The 24,363-nt window shown below is 63.9% G+C and carries 22 protein-coding genes and 1 tRNA gene; 12 read left to right on the top strand and 11 right to left on the bottom strand.

What is annotated here, in order from left to right:
* Nucleotides 1-2: 2 nt before the first annotated feature.
* Nucleotides 3-908 (bottom strand): LysR substrate-binding domain-containing protein, encoded by a 906-nt coding sequence (locus tag CLU93_RS14110; protein WP_099764389.1) that lies wholly within the window; start codon nt 906-908, stop codon nt 3-5.
* Nucleotides 909-999: 91 nt separating this feature from the next.
* On the opposite strand from CLU93_RS14110, the gene CLU93_RS14105 reads away from it, so the two are divergent.
* A complete protein-coding gene (locus tag CLU93_RS14105) occupies nt 1,000-1,467 on the top strand; it encodes a DMT family transporter (protein ID WP_257224967.1) in 468 nt (155 codons plus the stop codon).
* 71 nt (nt 1,468-1,538) lie between these two features.
* Here CLU93_RS14105 and CLU93_RS14100 read toward each other — a convergent pair whose 3' ends face one another.
* The 7 genes from CLU93_RS14100 to CLU93_RS14070 all read right to left on the bottom strand — a co-directional run bounded on the left by CLU93_RS14100 (nt 1,539) and on the right by CLU93_RS14070 (nt 9,568).
* The gene (locus CLU93_RS14100) at nt 1,539-2,879 is read right to left on the bottom strand and encodes a TolC family outer membrane protein (RefSeq protein ID WP_099761954.1); all 1,341 of its coding nucleotides are present in this window, start codon (nt 2,877-2,879) and stop codon (nt 1,539-1,541) included.
* A 302-nt stretch (nt 2,880-3,181) separates the two neighbouring features.
* Complete coding sequence (locus tag CLU93_RS14095; RefSeq protein ID WP_099761953.1) at nt 3,182-3,505, bottom strand: rhodanese-like domain-containing protein; 324 nt, start codon at nt 3,503-3,505, stop codon at nt 3,182-3,184.
* Between the two features lie 13 nt (nt 3,506-3,518).
* Nucleotides 3,519-4,169: a protein-L-isoaspartate O-methyltransferase family protein gene (locus CLU93_RS14090; RefSeq protein WP_099761952.1), complete on the bottom strand. Its 651-nt coding sequence runs from the start codon at nt 4,167-4,169 to the stop codon at nt 3,519-3,521.
* 169 nt (nt 4,170-4,338) lie between these two features.
* Nucleotides 4,339-4,989 carry a TetR/AcrR family transcriptional regulator gene (locus CLU93_RS14085; protein WP_071075280.1) on the bottom strand — a complete coding sequence of 217 codons (651 nt, stop codon included), beginning with the start codon at nt 4,987-4,989 and terminating at the stop codon, nt 4,339-4,341.
* A gap of 184 nt (nt 4,990-5,173) precedes the next feature.
* Nucleotides 5,174-7,564 (bottom strand): ABC transporter permease, encoded by a 2,391-nt coding sequence (locus CLU93_RS14080; protein WP_099761951.1) that lies wholly within the window; start codon nt 7,562-7,564, stop codon nt 5,174-5,176.
* Nucleotides 7,561-8,241: an ABC transporter ATP-binding protein gene (locus CLU93_RS14075; protein WP_099761950.1), complete on the bottom strand. Its 681-nt coding sequence runs from the start codon at nt 8,239-8,241 to the stop codon at nt 7,561-7,563. The genes CLU93_RS14080 and CLU93_RS14075 overlap by 4 nt, the downstream gene beginning before the upstream one ends.
* A 31-nt stretch (nt 8,242-8,272) precedes the next feature.
* Nucleotides 8,273-9,568, bottom strand: coding sequence for an efflux RND transporter periplasmic adaptor subunit (locus CLU93_RS14070; RefSeq protein WP_243420367.1), 1,296 nt, complete (start codon nt 9,566-9,568; stop codon nt 8,273-8,275).
* Between the two features lie 257 nt (nt 9,569-9,825).
* Between CLU93_RS14070 and CLU93_RS14065 the strand changes: the two genes are divergently transcribed.
* The 4 genes from CLU93_RS14065 (at nt 9,826) to CLU93_RS14050 (ending at nt 13,810) form a co-directional block, all read left to right on the top strand.
* Nucleotides 9,826-11,178 carry a sigma-54-dependent transcriptional regulator gene (locus tag CLU93_RS14065; RefSeq protein ID WP_099761949.1) on the top strand — a complete coding sequence of 451 codons (1,353 nt, stop codon included), beginning with the start codon at nt 9,826-9,828 and terminating at the stop codon, nt 11,176-11,178.
* Nucleotides 11,168-12,415: a sensor histidine kinase gene (locus tag CLU93_RS14060; RefSeq protein ID WP_099761948.1), complete on the top strand. Its 1,248-nt coding sequence runs from the start codon at nt 11,168-11,170 to the stop codon at nt 12,413-12,415. Before CLU93_RS14065 ends, CLU93_RS14060 begins: the two co-directional genes overlap by 11 nt.
* 174 nt (nt 12,416-12,589) lie before the next feature.
* Entirely contained in the window at nt 12,590-13,459 is an 870-nt protein-coding gene (locus CLU93_RS14055; RefSeq protein WP_099761947.1) for a head GIN domain-containing protein, read from the top strand.
* A gap of 69 nt (nt 13,460-13,528) precedes the next feature.
* On the top strand, nt 13,529-13,810 hold the full coding sequence (locus tag CLU93_RS14050; RefSeq protein ID WP_099761946.1) for a YkgJ family cysteine cluster protein: 282 nt from the start codon (nt 13,529-13,531) through the stop codon (nt 13,808-13,810).
* Nucleotides 13,811-13,832: 22 nt separating this feature from the next.
* Here the strand turns inward: CLU93_RS14050 and CLU93_RS14045 are convergent, their stop codons facing one another.
* Complete coding sequence (locus CLU93_RS14045) at nt 13,833-14,816, bottom strand: DUF5655 domain-containing protein (protein WP_099764387.1); 984 nt, start codon at nt 14,814-14,816, stop codon at nt 13,833-13,835.
* Between the two features lie 231 nt (nt 14,817-15,047).
* Between CLU93_RS14045 and CLU93_RS14040 the strand changes: the two genes are divergently transcribed.
* The 7 genes from CLU93_RS14040 (at nt 15,048) to CLU93_RS14010 (ending at nt 22,913) form a co-directional block, all read left to right on the top strand.
* Nucleotides 15,048-15,818, top strand: coding sequence for a DeoR/GlpR family DNA-binding transcription regulator (locus tag CLU93_RS14040; RefSeq protein WP_099761945.1), 771 nt, complete (start codon nt 15,048-15,050; stop codon nt 15,816-15,818).
* A gap of 32 nt (nt 15,819-15,850) precedes the next feature.
* On the top strand, nt 15,851-16,999 hold the full coding sequence (locus tag CLU93_RS14035; RefSeq protein WP_099761944.1) for an MFS transporter: 1,149 nt from the start codon (nt 15,851-15,853) through the stop codon (nt 16,997-16,999).
* A gap of 167 nt (nt 17,000-17,166) precedes the next feature.
* Nucleotides 17,167-18,012, top strand: coding sequence for an undecaprenyl-diphosphate phosphatase (locus CLU93_RS14030; RefSeq protein ID WP_099761943.1), 846 nt, complete (start codon nt 17,167-17,169; stop codon nt 18,010-18,012).
* Nucleotides 18,013-18,018: 6 nt separating this feature from the next.
* Nucleotides 18,019-19,842, top strand: a complete 1,824-nt coding sequence (gene recQ, locus CLU93_RS14025; protein WP_099761942.1) for a DNA helicase RecQ — start codon at nt 18,019-18,021, stop codon at nt 19,840-19,842.
* Nucleotides 19,839-20,324 (top strand): hypothetical protein, encoded by a 486-nt coding sequence (locus CLU93_RS14020; RefSeq protein ID WP_143451740.1) that lies wholly within the window; start codon nt 19,839-19,841, stop codon nt 20,322-20,324. Before recQ ends, CLU93_RS14020 begins: the two co-directional genes overlap by 4 nt.
* A 44-nt stretch (nt 20,325-20,368) precedes the next feature.
* A complete protein-coding gene (locus CLU93_RS14015; protein WP_099761940.1) occupies nt 20,369-21,349 on the top strand; it encodes a LysR family transcriptional regulator in 981 nt (326 codons plus the stop codon).
* Nucleotides 21,350-21,626: 277 nt separating this feature from the next.
* Nucleotides 21,627-22,913 (top strand): Glu/Leu/Phe/Val family dehydrogenase, encoded by a 1,287-nt coding sequence (locus CLU93_RS14010; protein ID WP_071075270.1) that lies wholly within the window; start codon nt 21,627-21,629, stop codon nt 22,911-22,913.
* Between the two features lie 312 nt (nt 22,914-23,225).
* Here CLU93_RS14010 and trmB read toward each other — a convergent pair whose 3' ends face one another.
* Together trmB and CLU93_RS14000 are read right to left on the bottom strand one after the other, a co-directional pair.
* Nucleotides 23,226-23,906 carry a tRNA (guanosine(46)-N7)-methyltransferase TrmB gene (gene trmB, locus CLU93_RS14005; protein ID WP_099761939.1) on the bottom strand — a complete coding sequence of 227 codons (681 nt, stop codon included), beginning with the start codon at nt 23,904-23,906 and terminating at the stop codon, nt 23,226-23,228.
* A 92-nt stretch (nt 23,907-23,998) separates the two neighbouring features.
* Nucleotides 23,999-24,072 (bottom strand) — tRNA-Gly (locus CLU93_RS14000).
* Between the last annotated feature and the right edge of the window lie 291 nt (nt 24,073-24,363).

Here is a 24,363-nt window from a genome sequence, read left to right as displayed (position 1 = left end):
GCTCAGCCTGGCCCGGCGGCCGTTGCAACGGCCGCGCGCAGCCAGGCGATGCCCGCATCACCGTCCGTGCGACGGTGCCGTATCGCTTCAAACGCAAACGGCGCGATGGCAAACGGCACAGAATATTGTGCCAGCCCTTGCGCCGCGCTGCCGCGCAAGGCGCGCTGCGCCACCGTCAAAATCACGTCCGTCCCCAGCACGACATCGGCTGCGACCGTCCAGTACGGCACGCGCACGGCGATGCGGCGCGCCTGGCCCAGCTGTGCCAGCGCTGCGTCCACTTCGGCCGCCATGCCACCTTCGCCGGATGCCACCAGCACGTGCGGGCGCGCCAGATAAGTCTCCAGACTCAATGTTTCGCCCGGCGCCAGGCTGGCCGGATCGAGCGCGCACACGAACGTTTCCTCGAATAGGGTTTCTCGATGTAACTGCTCGGGCAGTTGCGGGAACACGCCCAGCGCCAGGTCGATCTCGCCATCCTGCACGCCAGCGATCACGGCAGGACGGCTGGCATAGCTGACGGCCAGGTCGATGCCGGGCGCTTCCACGCGCAAGCGGCGCAACAAGCGCGGCAAGAGCAAGGCCGCGCCGTAATCCGACATGGCCAGACGAAACACGCGCTGCGCCGTGGCCGCCTCGAAAACGGCGCCTCCGAGCACGGAGCGTACGCTTTGCAGCGCCTCGGCCAGCGGCCGCGCCAATGCCAGTGCGCGCGCCGTCGGCTGGAAGCCGCCCTTGCCGCGCAGCAACAGTGGATCGTCGAGCAGATGGCGCAGGCGCGCCAGCGCATGGCTGACGGCAGGCTGGCTCATGTGCAAGCGTTCGGCCGCGCGCGACAGGTGGCGCTCGCTGAGCAGCGCTTCCAGGATCACCAGCAAATTCAAATCGACGGACCGCAGATTATTCATTTCGCGCATAGTTGGATGACAAAATACGAATTGGATTTAATCACGACAGCATAATACGATGACGCCATCAACTCAACTGCAGGAGTCACCCATGCATGCATGGATTACCTTATTTGCCCCGCTGGCCATGCTGGCCGGCGCCGTCGTTCCCTTCCAGGCGGGCGCGAATGCTGCGCTGGGCCGCAACCTGGGCCACCCGCTGTGGGCCACCCTCGCCTCGCTGGCCGTCAGCGCCGTACTCGCCTCGCTGGTGATGCTGGTCTGGAGAGTGCCGGCGCCCGATTTCCAGCTCGCCGTGCGCGGGCCCGGCTGGTCGTGGCTGGGTGGCGCGGCCGGCGTGTTTTATATTACGGCCGCGCTGATGCTGGCGCCGCGCATGGGGTCCGGCCCTTTCATGGCGGCCGTCATCGGCGGACAAATGCTGGCCGCGCTGGCCATCGACCGCTACGGCTTGCTGTGCTTTGCCGTCAAGCATATTTCTCCGCTGCACTGGGCCGGCGCGGGCCTGGTGGTGGCCGGCGTGATCCTCACCCAAGTCGCCAACAGCCGCGCCGCTTGACGCTGGGCGCGGGACGAAAAAAAAACCAGCGCCGTTGCCGGTGCCGGTTTTCATTCAGAGCAAGATCGCGCTTACTTGTCGAGCAAGGCGTTGACGGGCATCAAATCCGTTTCCTTCAGGGTGCCGGCCGCGGCCTTCAGGCGCAAGCCATTCATGATGGTGTCGTAGCGCGCCTTCGACAAGTCTTTTTGCGTCGAGAACAATTGTTTCTGCGCATTCAAGACGTCGATATTGATGCGCACGCCCACTTGATAACCGAGCTGGTTCGATTCCAGCGCCGATTTGCTCGACACTTCCGCCGCTTCCAGCGCCTTGACTTGCGCCAGGCCGCTGTTGACGCCGAGGAAAGCCTGGCGCGCGCCCTGCGATGCCGTGCGGCGTGCCGTTTCCAGGTCGTTGCGGGCCTTGTTTTCCAGCGCGATCGATTCGCGCACCTTGCTGGTGACGGCAAAGCCGCTGAAGATCGGGATGCTCCACTGCACGCCGATGGCATTATTGTTGTTGCCGTTGCCATTGCCGCCACCCGAGGAATAGGTATGGCCAGCGTTGGCGATCAGGTCCAGGGTCGGGTAGTGGCCGGCGCGGTTGCGGCCGATGTCGCGCTTGGCCGATTCCACATTGAACTGCGCCGTGACGACGCCATAGTTCTGCTCTTCGGCGGACGCCACCCACGGCTCGACGGCAGCCGGTTCGGGCGCGCTGATGACCACGCCCGTGCGCATCGGCGCCAGCGACGTTGGCGCTTCGCCGATGATGGTTTGCAAGGCACTGCGCTTGTTGGCCAGGTCATTGATGGCGGCAAATTCCTGCGCCACCACCAGGTCGTAGGCCGCTTGCGCTTCGTGCGTGTCGGTGATCGTTTGCGTGCCGACTTCAAAATTGCGCTTGGCCGATGCCAGCTGTTCCGTCGTGGCGACCTTTTGCGCCTGGGTCGCGCCCAGGTTGTCTTGCGCGCTGAGCACGTCGAAATACGCCTGCGCCACGCGCGTGATCAGGTCTTGCTGGACTTGCGCAAATTGCGCTTCAGCAATCGCTTGCGCCAGCTTGCTTTGCTGGTAGGTTTCCCAACGGTCCCAGCGGAACAGCGGTTGCGCCAGGGTCAGGTTGTAGCTGTTCGTGCGCACGTTGACGGACGGAGAGGTGATCTTGTTGCCGCCATTGTTCTGGACGATTTGCTCCTGATTGCCGCGCGTATTGCTGCCCGAAGCGGAAATTTGCGGCAGCAAGCCTGCCATCCCCTGCGGAACCCGCTCCATCCCGGCCGACAGGGCCGCGCGCGCACTGGCGTACTGCGCGTCATTGGCCAGCGCCTGCTGGTACACTTGGATGAGATCGGCCGCCTGCGCTTGCAGCGAGCATGTCATCGAGACAAAGGCGCTGGTCATCAGCACGGCGATTAGGGGTTTCCGCATTGCATTTCTCCGTTGGAGTCGTCAAAAGTTGATGGAATCAAAAATCTGCTACCGCTTGCCTTGCGCCCGCCGGATGAGCGGGGTACAGGCCTCCACAGGCATGCAGGAAAACATGCCTGGGTGCATCTACTGCAATATAACTTAGAGCCTATCCCAGTAGGGAGCGTCTTCTGCTGGCAGCGCATCAGGAGCGCGGACAAGGCGTGAGGAGGACGCGTGGCGAGCCACGCAACGACGATCAACGCAGTCCCCGCTTCTGAGGAGCGCCATCAGAGGATGTATTCATCTACTGAGATAGGCTCTTAGTATGTAGGCATCGCGCTGTCGACTTGCAGCGCCCAGGCATGCACGCCGCCCGTCAAATTACTGATCTTGCCAAAACCATTGCGCTCCAGGAAGGCAGCCACTTGCATGCTGCGCATGCCGTGATGGCAGATGCAGACGATCTCGGCATCTTCATCGAGGTCATCGATGCGCGCAGGAATCGAGTTCATCTGCATCAAGGTGGCACCTTCGAGGTGGCACAGGTCGAACTCCCACTGTTCCCGCACGTCCAGCAACAACGGGCGCGGACGGGAAGGGTCAGCCAGCCAGGCGGCCAGCTGCGGTGCACTCAAATGCTCCATCGAATCGGTCGCCTCAGAACTGGAAATGCGACGGTGCCACCGCTTGCAGCGGCGTGACATTGGTTTCAAACAGCTTGCGCGTGTCGTAAGCCTTGTCCGAGCTGCGCGTGATCAGGTGCGCCGACATGATCGGCGCTTCGCCGATGATGGCCAGGATACGGCCGCCGACTTTCACTTGTTGCAACAGTGCTTCCGGCAACACGGCCAGGGAGCCGGACACGACGATCACGTCGTACGGTGCACCCTTGCTCCAGCCCTGGGCGCCGTCGCCCAGTTCCACGGTGACGTTCGTCACGCCGTTGGCGGCCAGGTTCTGCTCGGCCAGGGTTTTCAATTGGGGAACGATTTCCACGCTCGTCACATGGCGGGCCTTGTGCGCCAGCAAAGCGGCCATATAGCCGCTACCGGTGCCGATCTCCAGCACATTTTCATGCTTCTTGACGGCTACGTCTTGCAAAATGCGCGCTTCCAGCTTCGGCGTCAACATGCATTCGCCGCCGCCCAGTGGAATTTCCGTATCGACGAAGGCCAGGTTTTTATAGGCGGCCGGCACGAAATCTTCACGCTTGACCACGTTCAACAGCTCCAGCACGTCGAGATCCAGTACGTCCCATGGACGGATCTGCTGTTCGATCATATTGAAGCGGGCTTGTTCGATATTCATCTTTGGACTCGGTAAGTGAAGTAATAATCCGCCATTTTATCGTTGAACTGGCTGAAAGCACATGTTAACCATAAAGGCGGGGAATGGAGGAAATTTGCGACGATCTGCAGATTTGGGGGGGCGAACCTTGGATAGGGGCAACTGAACGGTTGTAGCCAGGCCCGGCGCATCAGCTTTTTCCGGGCGCCTCCACCTGCAGGCTGCGCACGCTCATGTCGATGAACGCATCCATGTAGGCGAGCGGATCGATATTCTTGACCTCGCACGGCAGGTAGGAGTGCGTCCACATCATCAGCATGGTGACGGGCGCGCTGAGGATGGTGCTGACCAGCACGGCATCGACCTGGCGAAATTCGCCCCGCTGCATGCCCCGTTCCAGCAAGCTGACGATCAGCGCATTGCCGCGCGTGACGACTTCTTCGTTGTAAAACTGCGCCAGTTCCGGGAAATTGTTCGCTTCGGCCAGCATCAGCTTGGTCAAGCCGGCCAGTTTCGTGGCGCCGAACTCTTCCCACCACTGCATCATCACCTTGCGCAACAACTCGGCGCTGCTGCTATCCGAGGCGGCCATGCTGTCTTCCGCCTCGCCGATCGACTGCACGATATTGTCGCGCACCACGGCCTTGAACAACTCTTGTTTATTCTCAAAGTACAGGTACAGGGTGCCTTTCGACACGCCGGCCCGCTTGGCCACATCCTCCAGGCGCGTCGATGCGAAGCCCCGTTCGACAAACAGGTCGAGGGCGGCGGCGAGCAATTCCTGCGGGCGGGCATCCTTGCGCCGCTCCCAGCGGGGCTTGGTATCAATCGGGGCTTGCATGTATCTTTCCAAGTAACTTACTTTTGAGTCATTAATAGTAGACCTGTCTACCGCCGAGGTCAAGCGCAGGCTGCCAGGCCCATCCTGCTGGCTGACGTGCACGCTCGCCATTGTAACGCGTCGCAGTTGCAGGACGGCCATCGGCAGGGAGTGTCCGACACTGATCCCATGCCGCCAGCGCATCTCAATCGCGCAAGGCTTGCGCCGGCGCCATGCGCATGGCCGACCAAGTGTGCCGCACGGTGGCCAGTAGCGCCACCAGCATGGCCAGCAGCAATGCCGCCGCCAGTGGCCAGGCGCCCACCGGCGCGCGTTCGACAAAGCCGGCCAGGTAGCGCGCGATACCCAGGGCCGCCAGCGGCAAGCCCAGTACGGCACCGGCGGCCAGCAGCAGCATGAACTCGCGCCCCACGAGGCGGGCGATGGCGGCGCGGCCTGCGCCATGCAACTTGCGCAGCACAATTTCACGGCTGCGGCGCTGCACGCTGTAGGCCGACAGCACGTAGATGCCGAAGGCGGCGAGCAACATGGCGATCAGACTGGCCAGGCCGAGCATGCGCGCCAGACGCAGATCCTCGGCATACATCTGCGCCAACAGGCTTTGCGCCGTGCGCAGTTCCAGCATCCGCTGCGGAAAATAGCGCCGCCACAGCGGCTCGATGCGTGCATGCGCCGCTGCCACATCATCATTGCTGCGCAAGGACAGTGCGCCGCCGTGGCGCAAATCGAACAGCATCGGCTGGGCCGCCTGGCGCATGTCCTGGAAACGGATCGGCGGCGCGATGCCGATAATCACCTGCCCATCCGGCATCGCCTGCCCCACGGCGGCCTGCGGCGTGGGATAGCCCAGCGCCAGCGCCGCCGCCGCATTGAGCACCACTACCTGGCTGCCGATCCGGTCCTGCGCCGCATCGAACAATCGCCCGTGCAAGGGCACGATGCGGTGCAGGGCAAACCAGCCCGGCGTCATGGGTTTGTATTCCAGGCGCACGTCGCGCCCGGCGCGCGTCCTGACGCTGCCGACGACCTTGCTGCCATCGCGCCCGACCGCTTCCGCGATGCCCGCCACGCCGCCGATGCCGGGCAGGCGCGCCAGCGCCTCTTCGAAGGCGCGCGCCTGCGGGCTGTCTTCGCTCCCGGGCGGCAAATCCAGCACCAGCAAGCCGTCCGGCATGAAGCCCGGCGAGGCGTGGCTGCCATACCAGGATTGCCAGCCGACCGCCAGGGTCGCGGCGCACAGCGCCATGGCGGCGCCGAACTGCAATACCGTCAGCACGCGGCGCAGCCACAGACCAGCCGCTGTTTCGCTGTTGCCGCGGCCCGCCAGCGCGGGACCGGGTCGCACGCGCAGCGCACACCAGGCGGGATAGGCACCCGCACACAAGCCCGTGAGCACGCCAAACAGCAAGGCGCCGGCACAGCGCCAGGCGGTGAACATATCGTCCAGCGGCCGCTGTACCAGCTCGGCGAAGAGCGGCAGCGCCAGCCAGGCCAGCAGCAAGCCCGCGGCGGCGGCCAGCAACGCCGTCAGCACCGACTCGGCCAGGAACTGCTGCACCAGGCGCGCCGCACCGGCGCCGAGCAGCTTGCGCACGCCGATCTCGCGCTGGCGGCGCAAGGTGCGCACGGTGGCCAGATTCACGTAATTGATGACGGCCAGGGCAAGTATCAGCAGCGCCAGCACGGCCAGTCCCACCACGCTGGCGCGCTGCCCGTGACGCGCCGCCGCGCGGCTGTGGTACAGGTCCGCATCGAAGTAAGCCTGCGCCAGCGGCAGCAGCGCGATATCGGTGACGTTGCGCCCCGCGAGCGCACGGCCCATGGAGGCGCCGCGCACGTGCCGGTCTTGCGGCGAGTCGTTGATGGCCTGCTGCAGCAGCGCCGCCAGCGCACCGGGGTCTGCGCCTGGGCGCAGCTGCAGGTAGATGGCGCCGCGCCCCGTGCCGGCAAAAGCGGCCTCGCGCTGCGCCGCCGGCCAGGCACTGCTGAGCGTGCCCACCAGCACTTCATACGGCACGCTGGTGTTGCGCTGATGGTCAGGCAGGATGGCGCGCACCTTCAGCGTGACGCCGCCGATCTGCAGCAGCTGGCCCAGCGCGGATGCGTCGGCAAACAGCTTGCGCGCCGCCGTCTGTGTCAGCGCCACGGCATCGGGCTGCGCCAGCGCCGAACGCAGATCGCCCTGCAGCGCCGTGACGCCGAACAGGCTGGCGAAATCCGCATCGACCGCTTGCACGTTCAGCGCATACGGGCGCTCGCCGCGCTGCACCGGCACATCCAGTTCCTTGACGATGCTCGCCATGCCGACAGCGCCGCTGCGCCGCGCCACGTCGCGCAGCGACAAATAGGCAAAGTTCTGCCACTCGGGGCGGATGAACAGATTGATGCGCTGCTTGACCAGCAGCACGCGCTCGCGCTGCGGCACCTGGCTATCGTAGCCCAGGCTGTAGCCGACAAAGCCCAGCAGCAGGAAGCAGGCGGCGAAACCGACCGCCAGACCCAGGATGACGGCCGCCGAGGCGCCCCGCTGCTGCGCCATCAGGCGCCAGCCGATGCGAAAATCGGCCGCCTTCATGCGGCTTGCAAGGCGTCGACCATGACGCGCCCGTCCAGCAAATGCAGGGTGCGCGACGCCTGCGCCGCATGGTCGGGCGAGTGCGTCACCATCACCACCGTCGTGCCCTGCGCATTGATGCTGCGCAGCAGGCGCATGACTTCATTGCCGTGCGCCGTATCGAGGTTGCCCGTCGGTTCATCGGCCAGCAAGACGGCCGGCCCGGCCACCAGCGCGCGCGCGATCGCCACGCGCTGCTGCTGGCCGCCCGACAGTTGCGACGGCCGGTGTCCGGCGCGGTGCGCCACGCCCAGCTTGTCGAGCATGGCGGCCACGCGCTGGCGCCGTTCGCGCGCCGGAGTGCCGTTGTACTCGAGCGCCAGCTCCACGTTCTCGAACACGCTCAGTTCCTCGATCAGGTTGAAGCTCTGGAAGATGAAGCCGATGCGCCCGCGGCGCAGCGCATTGAGCTTTGCCTCGCTCCATCCTGCCACATTCTGGCCCTCGAACCAGTATTCGCCATGGCTGGGAATATCGAGCAATCCCAGCAGACCCAGCAGGGTCGATTTACCGCAGCCCGAGGGGCCGGTGATGGCCACATATTCGCCCGCCTCGATCTCGAGGTCGATGCGATCCAGGGCCTTGGTCTGGATATCGCCTGACTGATGCATCTTGCTGACGCCGACTAGTTTGAGCATGGGTGCTACCTTTATGGAGGATGAGGGGAATTTACCGGCTTATGTGCAATCTGGGGGAATTTCCATAGGCAGCGTAGGCCGACAAGATCACGCGCTCGCCTGCCTGCAGCCCTTGCAGCACTTCGAGCTGGCTGTTGTTGCGCCGGCCGATACGCACCGCGCGCCGCTGCGCCTGGCCGCCGGATGCATCGAGCACGTAGACCCAGGCGCCGCCGCTGTCGTTGATGAAGGCGCCGTTCGGCAGCAGCAGCGCGGCGGCCGGCTCGCCCAGGGTAATCTGCGCATCGAGGCTTTGCCCAGGATTGAGCACGGGCGGCTGGCCGTGCGTGAACACCAGTTCCACCGTGAAGCGGCCCTCCTTGATCTGCGGATAAATCGTCTGCACGCTCAGCGCGTAATTTTGCCCAGCCTGGACGATGCTGGCCTGCCGTCCCGCCGCCATGCGGTTCAGGTAAAACTCGTCCACCCTGGCCGACAGCTTGTAGCGCACAGGGTCGTCGATGCGGCCCACATTCTTGCCCGTCGCGATAGACTCGCCCACCTGCAGCCGGAAGTCCGTCAGCCGGCCGGCGGACGGCGCGCGCACGGCCAGGGCGTCGACCGTGGCACCGACCAGCAGCAAGCCCGAACTGAGGCCGGCGATGGACGCGCCAAGCTGGCTGGCCGCATCGCGGCGCACCCGCGACTCCGCCTGCGCCGCCTGCTGTTCCTGCGCCAGCGCGCGCTGCTGCTGCAGCAGCGTGTCGGCCGATTCCTCCAGCGCCACGCTGGAAATGAAGCCCTGCGCCGCCAGCCTGACATTGCGCGCATGCTGCTTGCCACCCTGCTGCAGCGCGAACGCCAGGTCATCCAGGCGGCGTTGATGCTCGCTGGTGCTGGCCTGCTGCGCCACGCGCAAATTGGACAAGTTGAAAATCTGCTGCGCATGTTCGGCCTTGCGGGCCAGCAGTTCCAGGTTGCGCTGCGGATTGGAGATACGGAACAGCAGCTGGCCCTTGCTCACCAGTGCGCCATCACTGGCAAGCACCTCTTCGATGCGGCCCGACTCGACCGAATCGAGGAGCACGGAATGCAGCGGCTCGGCGCTGGCGCGCACCACCACTTCATCGAGGAAAATACCGCGCGCCACGGCGCCGATGCGCAATTCGGCGACAGGCACCTGCAAGCCGCGTGGCATGGCCCACCAGCCAGCGGCGGCCAGCGCGGCCAGCAACAGCATGCCCGCCAGGCCGGCAACGACAAATTTTCGCCGGCTGCGCGGCACGCGCGTATCCATGGCGGCGCCGCTGGACGGCAAATGGGGCATGGCAGATGGAGGAGCACGCATATTTATTTTCACGTCTTTGGCACAAGTATTCGCCATCTATCAGCAAGCAGCGTGCCAGCAGCGGACGCCACGCGGACATGCGCCCCGCAGCCGTTCGCCAAGCATGCTGGCACGACGCGGTATCCCGCAGTGTCCATTTCCGGACAGCGACTGTTCGCAAGCGCACAGCGCCGGCAAACAGGCATGCCCGCAGCGGCCGCCACGATACCAGCACGGCTGCTAGAATGCGCCACCGACCGACGCTCACTATGCTCTCCATGGCCAACACCGCAGCCCACGTCCTGATCCTCGACGACGATATCGATGTCGCCTGCGCCGCACAGCTGCTGCTGCGGCGGCGCTATCGCGACGGCAAAATCGATACGCTGTGCGACCCTGCAGGACTGCCCGCACTGCTGGCCAGGGCGGTGCCGGAGGTGGTGCTGCTCGACCTCAATTTCCAGCCCGGCCAGACCGATGGCGCACAAGGCCTGGCCTTGCTCGACCTGCTGCGCGCGCTGCCACGGCCGCCTTGCGTGATCGCCATGACGGCGTATGCCGATGTGCCGCTGGCGGTGGCGGCGCTGCAGCGCGGCGCGGGCGACTTCATCACCAAGCCCTGGGACAACGCGCGCCTGGCCGCCACCGTCGAACATGCGCTGGCGCGCCGCGCCGGTACGGCCGCCACAGCCACTGCCGCGCCAGACCTGATGGGCGACTCTCCGGCCATGCGCGAGCTGCGCGCGATGGTCGCCAGCGTCGGCCCCACGGAGGCGAATGTGATGGTGCTCGGTGAAAACGGCGTCGGCAAGGAACTCGTGGCGCGCGCCCTGCACCAGGCCTCGCGCCGCGCCGCCGGTCCCATGCTGGCGGTGGACATGGGCGCCGTGCCGGAGGCTACCTTTGAAAGCGAATTGTTCGGCCATCGCAAAGGCGCGTTCACCGATGCCAGACAGGAACGCGCGGGGCGCTTCCAGGCGGCGCGCGGCGGCTCGCTCTTTCTCGATGAAATCGGCAACCTGCCGCTGGCGGCGCAAGCCAAGCTGTTGACGGCGCTGGAACGGCGCGAAGTGACGCCGCTGGGCGCGGACCGTCCGGAAGCGATCGACGTGCGCATCCTCAGCGCCACCAATGTCGATGAAGCGCGGCTGTTCGATCCGGCCGTGTTCCGGCCCGACCTGCTGTTCCGCCTGAATACCATCGTGCTGCGCGTGCCGCCGCTGCGCGCGCGCCGCGATGATATCGCCATGCTGCTGCGGCATTACCTGGCGCACTACGAAAGCCAGTACCAGCGCACGCCGCGCACGCCCGCAGCGGAGGCGCTCGATTACCTGCAACAGCATGACTGGCCGGGCAATGTGCGCGCGCTGCGCCATGCCTGCGAACGTGCCGTGATCCTGGGGGGCGAGGCGCACTACACGCGCAGCGACTTCGGCCTGTTCGACAGCCACGCCCAGGCGGCAGCGGTGCCCGCGACACCTGCCCACGCACGCCAGACGCTCGGCGCGCTGGAACGCGACGCCATCCATCGCACGCTGGAACAGGTCGACGGCAATATCAGCCATGCAGCCAAGGCCCTGGGCATCAGCCGCGCCGCGCTGTACCGCAAGCTGAACAAACATGGCATCTGAGCGCAACCTCAAGACGACGGCAAGCGCCAGCATCGCCGCCATGCTGGCGCTGGCCAGCGCCGCCGGGTATTTTTTCGCACTCGCGTCGCCGCGCCTGAGCGTGCTGTGCCTGCTGCTGGCGATGCCGCCGGCGTGGCTGCTGTGCCGCTGCCTGAACCGCCTGGCGCTGCGGGTGTCGCGCCAGGAGTCGACAATGACAGCGGCCATGGCGGCGGCAGCGTCGCCAACGCCCGATGAAGAATCGCTGAGGGCGCTCGAAGCCTGTCTCGAACACGCGCCCATTGCCCTGTTCCGTATCCAGAGCGGCGCCGTGGAACACAAGGTGACGCCACTCAACGCCAGCGCCCGGCGCCAGCTGGCGCCCGGGCATGCGAGCGAGCCACAGCGGTGGCAGCAACTGCTGGCGGCGCAGCCTCCCGGCCAGCGCCGCCTGCTCAGTTTTGACACGGAACGGGGCGTGGAACGGGCGCTGGTGGCCGTGGCGGCGCTGACCTTGCAAGGCGCGCCGCAACACCTGGCCGCGCTGATGCCGGTGGAAAGCGAACTGGAAGCCGAGGCGCTCAATGCCTGGCGCGAACTGGTGCAAGTGCTGACGCATGAAATCATGAATTCGCTCACGCCCGTCGCCTCGCTGTCGCGCACGGCCTGCGACCTGCTGGCGGACGTGCGCCCCCTGCTGCCGCACGAGATCCATGCCGACCTGGCGACAGCGCTCGACGCCATCGCCCGCCGCGCCGCCAGCCTGGCCGATTTCGTGGCCAGCTACCGCAGCCTGTCCAGCGTACCCGCGCCGCAGCCCGAAACGGTGCGCCTCGAACACCTGTTCCAGCGCCTGGAAGCCCTGCTGGTACCGGCCTGGCAGGCGCGCGGCGGCACGGCGACATTTTCCGTCGAACCGGCATCGCTGGAAGTGCGGATCGATGCAGGCCAGCTGGAACAGGCGCTGATCAATCTGCTCACAAATGCGGCCGAGGCCACGCAGGATATTGCCGCGCCGCGCGTGACGGTCAGCGCCCGCCTGAGCCGGGGCGCGCGTCTGCGCATCGAGGTGCGCGATAACGGCCATGGCGTGCCCGATACGCTGGCCGCGCACATTTTCATGCCGTTTTTCTCGACCAGGAAACAGGGGCGCGGCATCGGCCTGGCGCTGGTGCGCCACCTGGCCCATGCCAACGGCGGCACCTTGCGCCATGCGCGCCCGGTCGCTGCCGGCGCATGTTTCCTGCTCAGCTTTTAAGCCGACGGCACCGCATCAGGTACACGCGCCAGCAGTTCACGCCGCGTTTTACGCAGTTCATCGCATTTGCGTTCAGTAAAGATAGGCGCTTTGCTATCTTGTTATCGACAGCACGGCAGCCGCGGCGCGGCAGCCGGCTTTTTTCTTGTCCTGAACTATCATAAAGGAAACACCATGCGTACCTTGCTGGCCCTGTGCTGTGCCGTTGCCCTTGGCGGTTGCGCCATCGTCATCAACCCCAACGATGGCGAAGTGCGCTATGCCGACACGGGCGGCAATGCCATCCAGGGCAACGAGCAAGTGAGCCGCGATGTGCGCCAGGTCAGCACCATCAACACGCTCGACATCGACAGCATGAAGCGCATCGATATGAAGATTGACGTGCGCGTCGGCCCGGCAACATCGCTGGTGATCGAGGCGGACAGCAATCTGCAGCCGCGCATCCATAGTGAAGTGAGCGGCAATACCCTGCGCATCTGGAGCGATACGAACATTCGCAGCAGCAATGGCATCCACGTCATCTATACGACGCCGCAATTGAAGAAGATCCGCATTTCCGGCTCTGGCCGCTTGGTGGCCAGCGGTTTCAATGGCGAAGATTTCAGCCTGGAGCAGCGCGGTTCGATGAAGAGCGAATTGTCGGGCACGGTGGGACGCTTCGACGTGGCCAACAATGGCTCGGGCAACATCAACGCGGCGGCCCTCGCCAGCGGCAACACCGACGCGGTGCAGAACGGTTCGGGCAATATCCAGCTGGGCAGCCTGCGCGGCGAACGCATCAATGTGGCCCTTAACGGCTCGGGCAGCATCAGCGCCAGCGGCACCGTGCAGCGCCTCGACGCCAACGTGAATGGCTCGGGCGACATCAACCTGGCGGCCCTGCGCAGCGACGTTGCCTATCTGGCGAGCAACGGTTCCGGCGACATCGATGTCACCGTCCAGAATGAAGTCAATGCCCGCGCCAGCGGTTCCGGCCGCATCACCGTGCATGGCGATCCGGCCCGCCGCACCCTGTCGGGCAAGCGCGTCAGCATCGTGCGCTAAACGCGCTCTGGCGAAGCACGCGGGCCGGCTTGCTATACTGTCGGCCCCTATCCCTTTTCACTCATCGCCATGCCGTCCCCCGCCGTTTCCCTGGCATGCCGCCCATCCTGCGGCGCCTGCTGCACCGCACCGTCCATCACCAGCCCGATTCCCGGCATGCCGGATGGAAAACCTGCGGGCGTGCGCTGCGTGCAGCTGGCCGACGACAACCGCTGCAAGATCTTTGGCCAGCCGCAGCGGCCCGCGTTTTGCGGCGGCTTGCAACCATCGGCAGACATGTGCGGTACCAGCCGCGAACATGCCATCCGCTGGCTGGACGAACTGGAACAGGCAACGACACCCCACAACTGACACGCGCACAGATCACCGTCCGCTACATTTTCACGCCACGCTGACCTGCATACGCGGCAAAAATGAACGGCTTTGCCGCATCAAGTTCGGCGAGTGTGCTGATGCTGATCTCCAGGTTACCCGTGCCCCAATGCCCGATGGCGGTCACATCGCGCGCTTTTGGCAGGACCTGCAATACGGGCGCCGGGTCGACGTGCAAGTACAGCGCGAGGCAATTCTTCTTGTGTATCACCACGGTGGCAAAGTTCTTCAGCCGTTTGAACGCCAAGTACAAGCGCAGTTCCTTACGCTCAACGTCATCCCCCAACGACATCGTGTAATCCTCCAGCGAGGTCAGCAACTGACGCATGGGCTCCGACAGACCTGTCAGTATTTCCACAAATGCCTTGTCTGGTCCTGTCGACCTGTTCGTGCCCCCATCTGCGGACCCAGCAGCCATTGTTTCCAACCTGGCTGGCACCGACGTCTGCCGCTTGGCAGGGCTTTTCTTTGTTGTTGTATCCATGCCAGCGCTTGCGGACTCAAGCAGAAGCAGATCCTCTGCAAATCGGCGGTAGCGGATAAGTTCAATCGTCCGGCCTATCTGCTGGACGGCATGGCTATCAAACTTGGTAAAGTCGGCGGCAATGCAAATCACCCGCGGCGCGCTCCAGTCGATTGCCTCCGATGCCAGCTTGCCCAGCTTATCGAGGACCAGCAGTTTAAAGTCGGCCTGATGGTCCATCAACCAGTCCAGGTAGTACAAACCTTGATTGATGACATTTTCACCAACCGACCGTTTGTACTCAAGAATGACAGGGCAATTATTCTCATCCAATCCAAGGGAATCGATGCGGCCAGCATGCGTCTTGCCGGTCGAATACTCGCTCGCCAGGAAACGAATACTCAGCAAAGTTTCGAGGTTTGCCTCGATCAGGGTCTGTAATGGTTTTTCCAGATCCGATGCGCTACCTTGCAGTTCCTGGGCTTGGCCATTGGCCAACTTGAAAAGTTTAATGTCACTCATCCGTCTGTTTCCCTTATTCCTCGGCAAGCAAACACCAAGGTGCATCAAGATATCGGCGATGAGCATAAACGTAAATTTATCTTTTTTGCAAATTCATTTGCAACAGGGTTGCCGTGGGCAGTCCCTGCCCGCGCCAATCCTGAGGAAGATACCTACATCAGGTAAACGTTGACGAGTTTTGCACGTTTTCGTATATTCATGCGCATTCCTGCACGTTTTAGAAATAGACCCATGTCCGCCACCCTGCTCCTCAAACAACGCCATGCGCTGATCCAGCAACAATTGCACGCCGACGGCCGCGTGCTGGCGCTGGACCTGGCGCGCCAGCTCGACGTGTCCGAAGATACGATACGGCGCGACCTGCGCGAGATGGCGGCGGCCGGCCTGTGCCAGCGCGTGTATGGCGGCGCCCTGCCGCTGGCGCCCGATGGCGGCACCCTGACCCAGCGCAAGCAGGAAGCGCCGGAACGCAAGGCGCGCCTGGCGCAGGCCGCCGTGTCCCTCGTGCGCGCGGGCCAGGTGCTGTTCCTTGATGCGGGATCGACCAACCTGGCCATCGCCGGCGCCTTGCCAGAGTTGGCGCTCACTGTCATCACCAACGCCCCCTCGATTGCCATGGCCCTGATGGAACGCCCGGAAATCGAGCTGATCATGGCTGGCGGCAGGGTCGACCGCCGCGCGGGTGCCAGCCTCGGACCGCAGGCATTACGCACGGTCGAGCGCATGCATCCCGACCTGTGCTTCCTCGGTGCCTGCGGCGCCGATGCGGACGCAGGCGTAACGGCCTTTAATTATGACGAGGCCGAATTCAAGCGCAGCATCGCCGGCGCCAGCAAGGCCGTCGTGGTCGCCGTCACCAGCGACAAGCTGGGCACGGCCGCCCCCTTCGGCGTGCTGGCCACGGGCTTGCTGCAGCACCTGGTGCTCGAAGCCGATGCCGACGCGGCCCATGTGGCCGCCTTTCAACGGCTGGGCGTGCAAGTGCTGCGCGCCCACGCCTGATGTTATCCACCCGACTCTTGAAAAGCTCTCCCATGCATCTCACCGGTACCCTGCAACAACGCGCCACCCGCCTGGTCTTTTTTGCCGCCGGCCTCGGCATGGCCGCCTGGGCACCGCTGGTTCCCTACGCCAAGTCGCGCCTGGGCCTCGATGAAGCCACCCTCGGCATCTTGCTGCTGTGCCTGGGCGCCGGCTCGCTGTGCGCCATGCCGTTTACGGGCATGCTGTCAAGCCGCTTCGGCTGCCGCAAGGTCATCGTTGGCGCCGGCCTGGTGTTGATCGCCATCCTGCCCGGCCTGGCGCTGGCCGCCACGCCGCTGCAACTGGGCCTGGTGCTGCTGGTGTTCGGCGCGGCCATGGGCACGTTCGACGTGGCCATCAACATCCAGGCCGTGATCATCGAAAAGGCCAACGGCGGCGCCATGATGTCGGGCTTTCATGCGCTGTTCAGCGTGGGCGGCTTCGCCGGCGCGGCTTGCATGGCCCTGCTGCTGTGGCTGGGCCTGACACCGGCCTGGTCCTGCGTGGTGGTGATGCTGCTGCTGTTTGGCGTGCTGGGCGCGGCGCAAGGCCATCTGCTGCCGACGGCGTCCGCCTCGGGCGAAAAGACGCCGCTGTTCGTCATGCCGCATGGCGCCGTCATTTTCATCGGCCTGCTGTGTTTTATCGTCTTCCTGGCCGAAGGCGCGATTCTCGACTGGAGCGCCCTGTTCCTCACCACCACGCGCGGCGTGGAGGAAGCCAAGGGCGGCCTCGGCTACGCCGCCTTCGCCATCGCCATGACGGTGGGCCGCTTTACGGGCGACAAGGTAGTCAGCCGCTTTGGCGGCAAGCGGGTGCTTACTGTTGGCGGGCTGTGCGCAGCGGCAGGCTTCTTCCTGGCCGTGCTGGCGCCGCACGCCAGCCTGGCCATGCTTGGCTTCGTGCTGATCGGCCTGGGCGCGGCGAACATCGTGCCCATCCTGTTCACGGCCGCCGGCAACCAGCGCGCCATGCCGGCCAGCCTGGCGGTGGCGGCCATCACCACCATCGGCTATGCCGGCATCCTGGCCGGTCCGGCCGTCATCGGTTTCGTGGCGCACGCCACCAGCCTGAATATCGCCTTCGCCATGCTGGGCGCCGCCCTGCTGCTGGTGGCGGCCAGCGCGCGCCTGGTGGCGCCGGCAAAACAGGTATCCTGATCCTCCCTCTTGCCTGGCGGACGGCACTAAAAAGCACCGTCCGTCAGCGCCCAAATAAGGTCAGCAAGCCTCTGTCGTGGTAAGCTTCGACCCCGCGCGCATTGCTGGCGCCACGCGCTCACCCCATCCTGCCACTTATACCCGTACTTATACTCTTTTATACATCTATGGATCTCATTCTTGCGTTAAAAGCCATCATCATGGGGCTGGTCGAAGGTTTTACCGAATTCTTGCCGATTTCGTCCACCGGACATCTGATCCTGGCCGGCAGCCTGCTCGACTTTACCAAGGATGTATCGAAAGAAGTCATGGATGTCTTCGAAATCGCCATCCAGGCCGGCGCCATCCTGGCCGTGTGCTGGGAATACCGCCAGCGCATCGGCAGTGTGCTGTCCACCTTCAGCACCGAGGTCAAATCGCGCAAGTTCGTGCTGAACGTGGCCATCGCCTTCCTCCCGCTGGCCGTCATCGGACTGGCGATTGGCAAGATGATCAAGCATGCGCTGTTCAAGCCCGTGCCCGTCGCCATGGCCTTCATCATCGGCGGCATCATCATCCTGCTGGTGGAGCGCCGCGCGCGCATCAATCCCGTCACCGTGCGCGTCAACTCGGTCGATGAAATGACCGCGCTCGACGCCTTGAAAGTGGGCTGCGCGCAGGCGTTTGCACTGATTCCCGGCACCAGCCGTTCCGGCTCGACCATCATCGGCGGCATGCTGCTGGGCCTGTCGCGCAAGACGGCTACCGAATTCTCGTTCTTCCTGGCCATCCCCACGCTGCTGGCCGCCACCGCCTATTCTCTGTACAAAGCGCGCGACATCCTGTCGGCCACCGACGTGCCCCTGTTCGGCCTGGGCACCGTGGCCGCCTTCATCTCCGCCTTCCTGTGCGTGCGCTGGCTGCTGCGTTACATCAGCTCGCACGACTTCACGTTTTTTGCCTGGTACCGCATTGTGTTTGGCTTGCTGGTCCTGGCCAGCGCCCACTACGGCTGGGTTGTTTGGGCAGAATAAGGCACTATGAATCAAGATCTTGAGCAGCGCGCGCTGCACCTGCTGCAAACCGTTTTCGGCTATCCGGCCTTCCGTGGCCAGCAAGCCGACATCGTCGATCACGTCAGCCATGGCGGCGACGCGCTGGTGCTGATGCCCACGGGCGGCGGCAAGTCGCTGTGCTACCAGATTCCCGCGCTGCTGCGCGATGGCGTGGGCGTCGTCGTCTCGCCGCTGATCGCGCTGATGCAGGACCAGGTGGACGCTTTGGCCGAAGTCGGCGTGCGCGCCGCCTTCCTCAATTCCACGCAAACCTACGAAGAGGCGAGCCGCATCGAGCGCCTGGTGCGCACGGGCGGCATCGACGTCGTCTACGTGGCGCCCGAGCGCCTGATGACGCAGCGTTGCCTGGACCTGTTCCAGGCGTCGAAGATCTCCCTGTTCGCCATCGACGAGGCGCATTGCGTGGCCCAGTGGGGCCATGACTTCCGTCCCGAATACATCAAGCTGTCGGTGCTGCACGAGCAGTTCCCGGACGTGCCGCGCATCGCGCTGACCGCCACGGCCGACCCGCAGACGCGCGCCGAAATCGCCATGCGCCTGCAACTGGAAGATGCGCGCCAGTTCGTCTCGTCCTTCGACCGTCCGAACATCCGCTACCAGATCGTGGAAAAGGCGAATGGCCGCAAGCAGTTGCTCGACTTCATCAACACGGAACACACGGGCGACTGCGGCATCGTCTACTGCCTGTCGCGCAAGAAGGTAGAAGAGACGGCGGAATTTTTGAACCAGAGCGGCATCCGCGCCCTGCCGTATCACGCCGGCATGGAGTACGCCAAGCGCAGCGCCAACCAGGCGCGCTTCCTGCGCGAAGAAAACATCGTCATGGTCGCCACCATCGCCTTCGGCATGGGCATCGACAAGCCCGATGTGCGCTTCGTGGCGCATCTGGATCTGCCGAAAAGCATCGAGGGCTATTATCAGGAAACGGGGCGCGCGGGCCGCGACGGCATGGCCGCCAACGCCTGGATGGCGTACGGCTTGCAGGACGTGGTGCTGCAGCGGCGCATGATCGACGAATCGGAAGCGGACGACACCTTCAAGCGCGTGCTGGGCGTCAAACTCGACGCCATGCTGGGCCTATGCGAAACGCTCAGCTGCCGCCGCATGCGATTGCTCGAATACTTTGGCGAACCGGCTTCGCCGTGCGGCAATTGCGACACGTGTTTAGTGCCGCCCGTGTCCTTCGACGGCACCGTGCCCGTGCAAAAACTGCTGTCGGCCATCTACCGCGTCGACCAGCGCTTCGCCGGCGGCCACGTGATCGACGTGCTGCGCGGCGTGGAATCGGAACGCATCAAGACCTGGCACCACGATTCGCTGTCCGTCTTCGGCATCGGCTCGGACCTGGGCGAAGCGGAATGGAAAGCCATCCTGCGCCAGGCCATCGCGCTGGGCCTCGTCTCGGTCGACCATGAACAATACAGCTCGCTGAAACTGACGGACGCTTCGCGCCCCGTGCTCAAGGGCGGCCAGAAGGTGCAGCTGCGCCAGTACCAGAAACCGGTCAAAACCAGCAAGCGCAGCACCAGCGTGGCGAAAGGCTATGTCGAGACGGACCTGTCGACCAGCGAACAGGCGATTTTCGACAAGCTGCGCTGGTGGCGCGTGGAGACGGCGCGCACGCACAACGTGCCGGCCTACGTCATCTTCGTCGACGCCACCCTGCGCGAAATCGCCAAGGCCAAGCCTACTTCGCTCGAGCAGATGCGCGGCGTGAGCGGCGTGGGCGAGAAAAAACTGGCCTCGTACGGCGACGAAATCGTCGCCATGATCCTGGAGATGATGTGATGAAAGCACTCTCGTCCGACCTGATCTATCAGGCCGTGAAAATCCTTGGCGCCCAGCCCGATGCCGACGACGCGGCGGAAGCGCAAGTCCGTATCCTGGTCGGCGACGACCTTACCGTGCGCCGCCTGGCCGACGTGGTGCCGGAAGCCTTCGGCCTGGTACTGGCGTCGCACCTTACCGGCGCCGAAAACATGACCTTGCCCGACACTTTCTGCGCCCAGGACGAGGATGGCGAGTGGGTGGAATTCCCCCTGCGCCGCGAACCGATCTTTGTCGTCGCCCTGGACATCGCCCAGCACACCTTTCACAACGGCCCGCGCGCGCTGATGCAGAACCTGGCCGACCGCAGCTCTTTGCTGTCGGCCATCAACAAGGGACTGAACGCGGGCGGCTCGCTCGATGGCACGACGCTTGGCCCGCCGTCCTTCTTCGGCCTGCCCGCTGCGCTGTACCAGGCGCCGGTATCGCCCGATACGCCCTGACCACTTTACTTTGCCCCTGCCCTTGATAACGGAACGCTGCCGCGATGGAAACCAAATGGCTGGAAGACTTCATCTCGCTCGCTGAAACGCATAATTTCAGCCGTTCCGCGGCCCTGCGCCACGTCACCCAGCCAGCCTTCTCGCGGCGCATCCAGTCGCTGGAAAACTGGCTCGGCATCGACCTGGTCGACCGCACCTCCTACCCCACGCGCCTGACGCCGGCCGGCGCCGTGTTTTATGAGCAGGCGCTGGAAATGCTGGTGCAGATCAACGGCGTGCGCGCCCTGTTGCGCGGCAAGCGGGCGGCCACGCAAACGAGCGTCGACTTCGCCGTGCCGCATACCCTGTCGCTAACCTTCATGCCGAAGTGGCTGACGGCGCTGGAAGACGGTTTTGCACCGATCAACAGCCGTTTGATGGCCCTCAACGTGCACGACGCCGTGCTGCAGCTGGTCGATGGCGGCTGCGACCTGCTGCTGTGCTACCACCATCCGCGCCAGCCGGTGCAGCTCGACCCGGGCCGCTACGATATGCTGGTGATGGGCCGCGAAACCGTGCGCGCGTATGCGCGCTGCGGCCAGGACAAGGTGCCGGACTTCGTCCTGCCCGGCAGCGCCAAGGAACCGCTGCCCTTCCTCTCCTACACCAGCAATGCCTACCTGGGACGCATGGTCGAATTGCTGGTGGCCGATGCCAAGGCCCCCCTGTTCCTGGAAACCTGCTACGAAACGGACATGGCAGAAGGCCTCAAAATGATGGCGCTGGAAGGGCGCGGCATCGCCTTCCTGCCCGAATCGGCAGTCATGCGCGACGTCAAATACAAGCACCTGGCGCGCGCCGACGGCGGTGCGCCAGGCTGGGAAATCGAGCTGGAAATCCGTTTGTACCGCGAACGCCCGTCAAGCCTGCGTCCCGGCAAGCAGATCGTCGAAAGCCTGTGGCAGTACCTGGTGCAGGCGCAGGAAAGCACCGCGCGCGGCGGAAAAAAACGCCGGCGCGCAGCCCTCACCGCAATTCCATCCTGATCTCCTAACTATGCAATAAATGCATAACCGGATGCGCACAAAGCATTGGCCGGGGCATGAGGCTATCGCCTACGATGCGGTTCCGCTGCGCGCAACTCAATTGATTGCGCCTACCACAGCATTTTTGAATGCCAGGAAAAATCGTAGCGAGCGGCAGTGATTTGTGGCCGAGAAGCGCAGCTGTACGAAGGTACAGCGAGCATCGCCGGCCGCAAAGCACGACGCGCAGTAGATTTTTCGGCATTACACCACCGTTTTGTCCAGGAGCTTATCAAGCATGACCAGCAAGCACGCACTTCCTTCCTACCTCAATCCTGAAGACCTGGGCCCATGGGGCGTCTACCTCGAGCAGATCGACCGCGTTACGCCGTACCTGGGCAACCTGTCGCGCTGGGTGGAAACGCTGAAGCGTCCCAAGCGCATCCTGACGGTCGACGTGCCTATCGAGCGCGATGACGGCAGCATTGCCCACTACGAAGGCTACCGCGTGCAGCACAATCTGTCGCGCGGCCCCGGCAAGGGCGGCGTGCGCTTCCACCAGGACGTGACCCTGTCGGAAGTGATGGCGCTGTCGGCCTGGATGACGGTCAAGAATGCAGCGGTCAACGTGCCATACGGCGGCGCCAAGGGCGGTATCCGTGTCGATCCGAAGACCCTGTCGCGCAATGAACTGCAACGCCTGACCCGCCGCTACACGAGCGAGATCAGCATGATCATCGGACCGAACAAGGATATCCCGGCGCCGGACGTCAACACGAATGAACAAGTCATGGCGTGGATGATGGACAGCTACGCCATGATCGGCGGTAACATGTCGACCGGCGTGGTGACGGGCAAACCAATCTCGCTGGGCGGCAGCCTGGGTCGCCGCGATGCGACGGGCCGCGGCGTGTTCGTCGTCGGTTGCGATGCGGCCGCGAAGGTCGGCATGTCGCTCGAAGGCGCGAAAGTCATCGTGCAAGGTTTCGGCAACGTGGGCGGCGTCGCCGCACGCATGTTCGCGGAAGCCGGTTCGAAAATCGTCGCGGTACAAGACCACAAGACCACCGTGGTGCATGCCGGCGGCTTGAACATCCCGCAATTGCTGGCACACGTGGCCGAAGTGGGCAGCGTCGAAGGTTTCCCGGGCGCCGAGGCATTCGTGCCGCGCGAAGATTTCTGGGGCATCGATTGCGACATCCTGATCCCGGCCGCGCTGGAACAGCAGATCACGGCTGAACGCGCACAAGTCATCCGCGCCAAGATCATCCTGGAAGGCGCCAATGGCCCGACCCTGCCGGCAGCGGACGACATCCTGACCGACCGTGGCGTATTGATCGTGCCGGACGTGCTGGCCAACGCCGGCGGCGTGACCGTCAGCTACTTCGAGTGGGCACAGAACTTCTCGAGCTTCTTCTGGACCGAAGAGGAAATCAACAGCCGCCTGACCCGCATCATGCGCGAAGCGTTCGACGCGGTATGGCAAGTGTCGCAAGAGAAGAAAGTGTCGATGCGTACCGCCACCTTCATCCTGGCATGCACGCGCGTCCTGCAAGCGCGCGAAGTGCGCGGCCTCTACCCATAATGGCTGCCTGAGAAAATGCCTGGGGCGTTGTTGCCGTGCCTAGCCCCCGACATTTTTCAGGCGCCATTGCTACCTTTGACGCTATTGGTTTAATGGCGCTCCAAAAAAATCCCGCCACACTTGCGTGTGAGCGGGATTTTTTGTATCAGGTTGTTCGGAATACCAGCCGGATTTTCACCGATCAAGCCGCTGGGCGTCGGCATGCACGACATCGGCCAGGATCTCCTCACGCGCATGAAAAAGCCTGCGGCGTCGCTGCGGCAGGCTGGTTCTCGTGCAAACAGCACCGGTGGGCAAGCCGCCAAAGAGAATTTATTTCTTGATGAACACCAGATCCCACACGCCATGGCCCAGCTTCAAGCCACGGTTTTCAAACTTGGTCAGCGGGCGATACGCCGGCTGCGGCGCATAAGCATCGGCGCTATTGCGCAACTGCGGCTCCGCGCCCAGCACATCGAGCATTTGCACCGCGTAATCTTCCCAATCGGTGGCGCAATGCAGATAGCCGCCCAGCGCCAGGCGATCGGTCAGCTGCTTGACGAATGGCGACTGGATCAGGCGGCGCTTGTTGTGGCGCGCCTTGTGCCATGGATCGGGGAAAAACACGTGGATGCCGGCCAGCGAATTGGCAGGAATCATGTGCGTCAGCACTTCCACGGCATCGTGCTGCAACAGGCGCAGATTCGTCAGCGATTCTTCGCCGATCAGTTTCAACAGACTGCCGACACCGGGCGTATGCACTTCGACGCCGATAAAATCCTTCTCCGGCATGGCCTTGGCGATATGCGCCGTCGTCGCCCCCATGCCAAAACCGATTTCCAGGATGACCGGTGCCTTGCGGCCGAACACCTGTTCGAAGTCCAGCGGTTCCTTGGCGAAAGGCACCAGGAACCGCGGCCCCAGGGTCTCAAGCGCGCGCGCCTGCGCGACAGACAGCCGTCCCGCGCGGGTCACGAAGCTGCGGATGCGGTGTTCGGTCGGATCGTACATCATCGGCCGCGCCGGGCCGTTTGCTGGGGTATCAGAAGACATGGGAATGAAGAAATAAGTGGCCGCGCCGCATAAAACCAGGCGCCAGCGAAAAATGGAGCGGGTGAAGGGAATCGAACCCTCGTCGTAAGCTTGGGAAGCTTCTGCTCTACCATTGAGCTACACCCGCGAAGCCTGCATTTTACGCGGGATGGCAAGGACTTGGCAAACTTGTGGATCGCTTTCGAATTCATCAGGAATTCTCGCGATATTTGACAAAAAACATCGACTACCGTATCTGCATGGCGCCGTTTTTGTTGATTCAGAGCAACATTTCGGGCAGCGAGATACGGTGAATAGCCTGGAATATGCCGAGAATACAATAAAATGTTGTTGCCTTGAACGGTGTGGCGCAGACTAGCGGGAGAAATGTTGCTACAATCGCGTGACAGTTTAGCATTCCCGCTGTTCAACCTAAAAG

The organism is Janthinobacterium sp. 35 (assembly GCF_002754575.1).
GTDB lineage: Bacteria > Pseudomonadota > Gammaproteobacteria > Burkholderiales > Burkholderiaceae_D > Janthinobacterium > Janthinobacterium tructae.
Note: the sequence above shows the minus strand (reverse complement) of the source record. Positions and strands in the feature narration are given on the sequence as shown.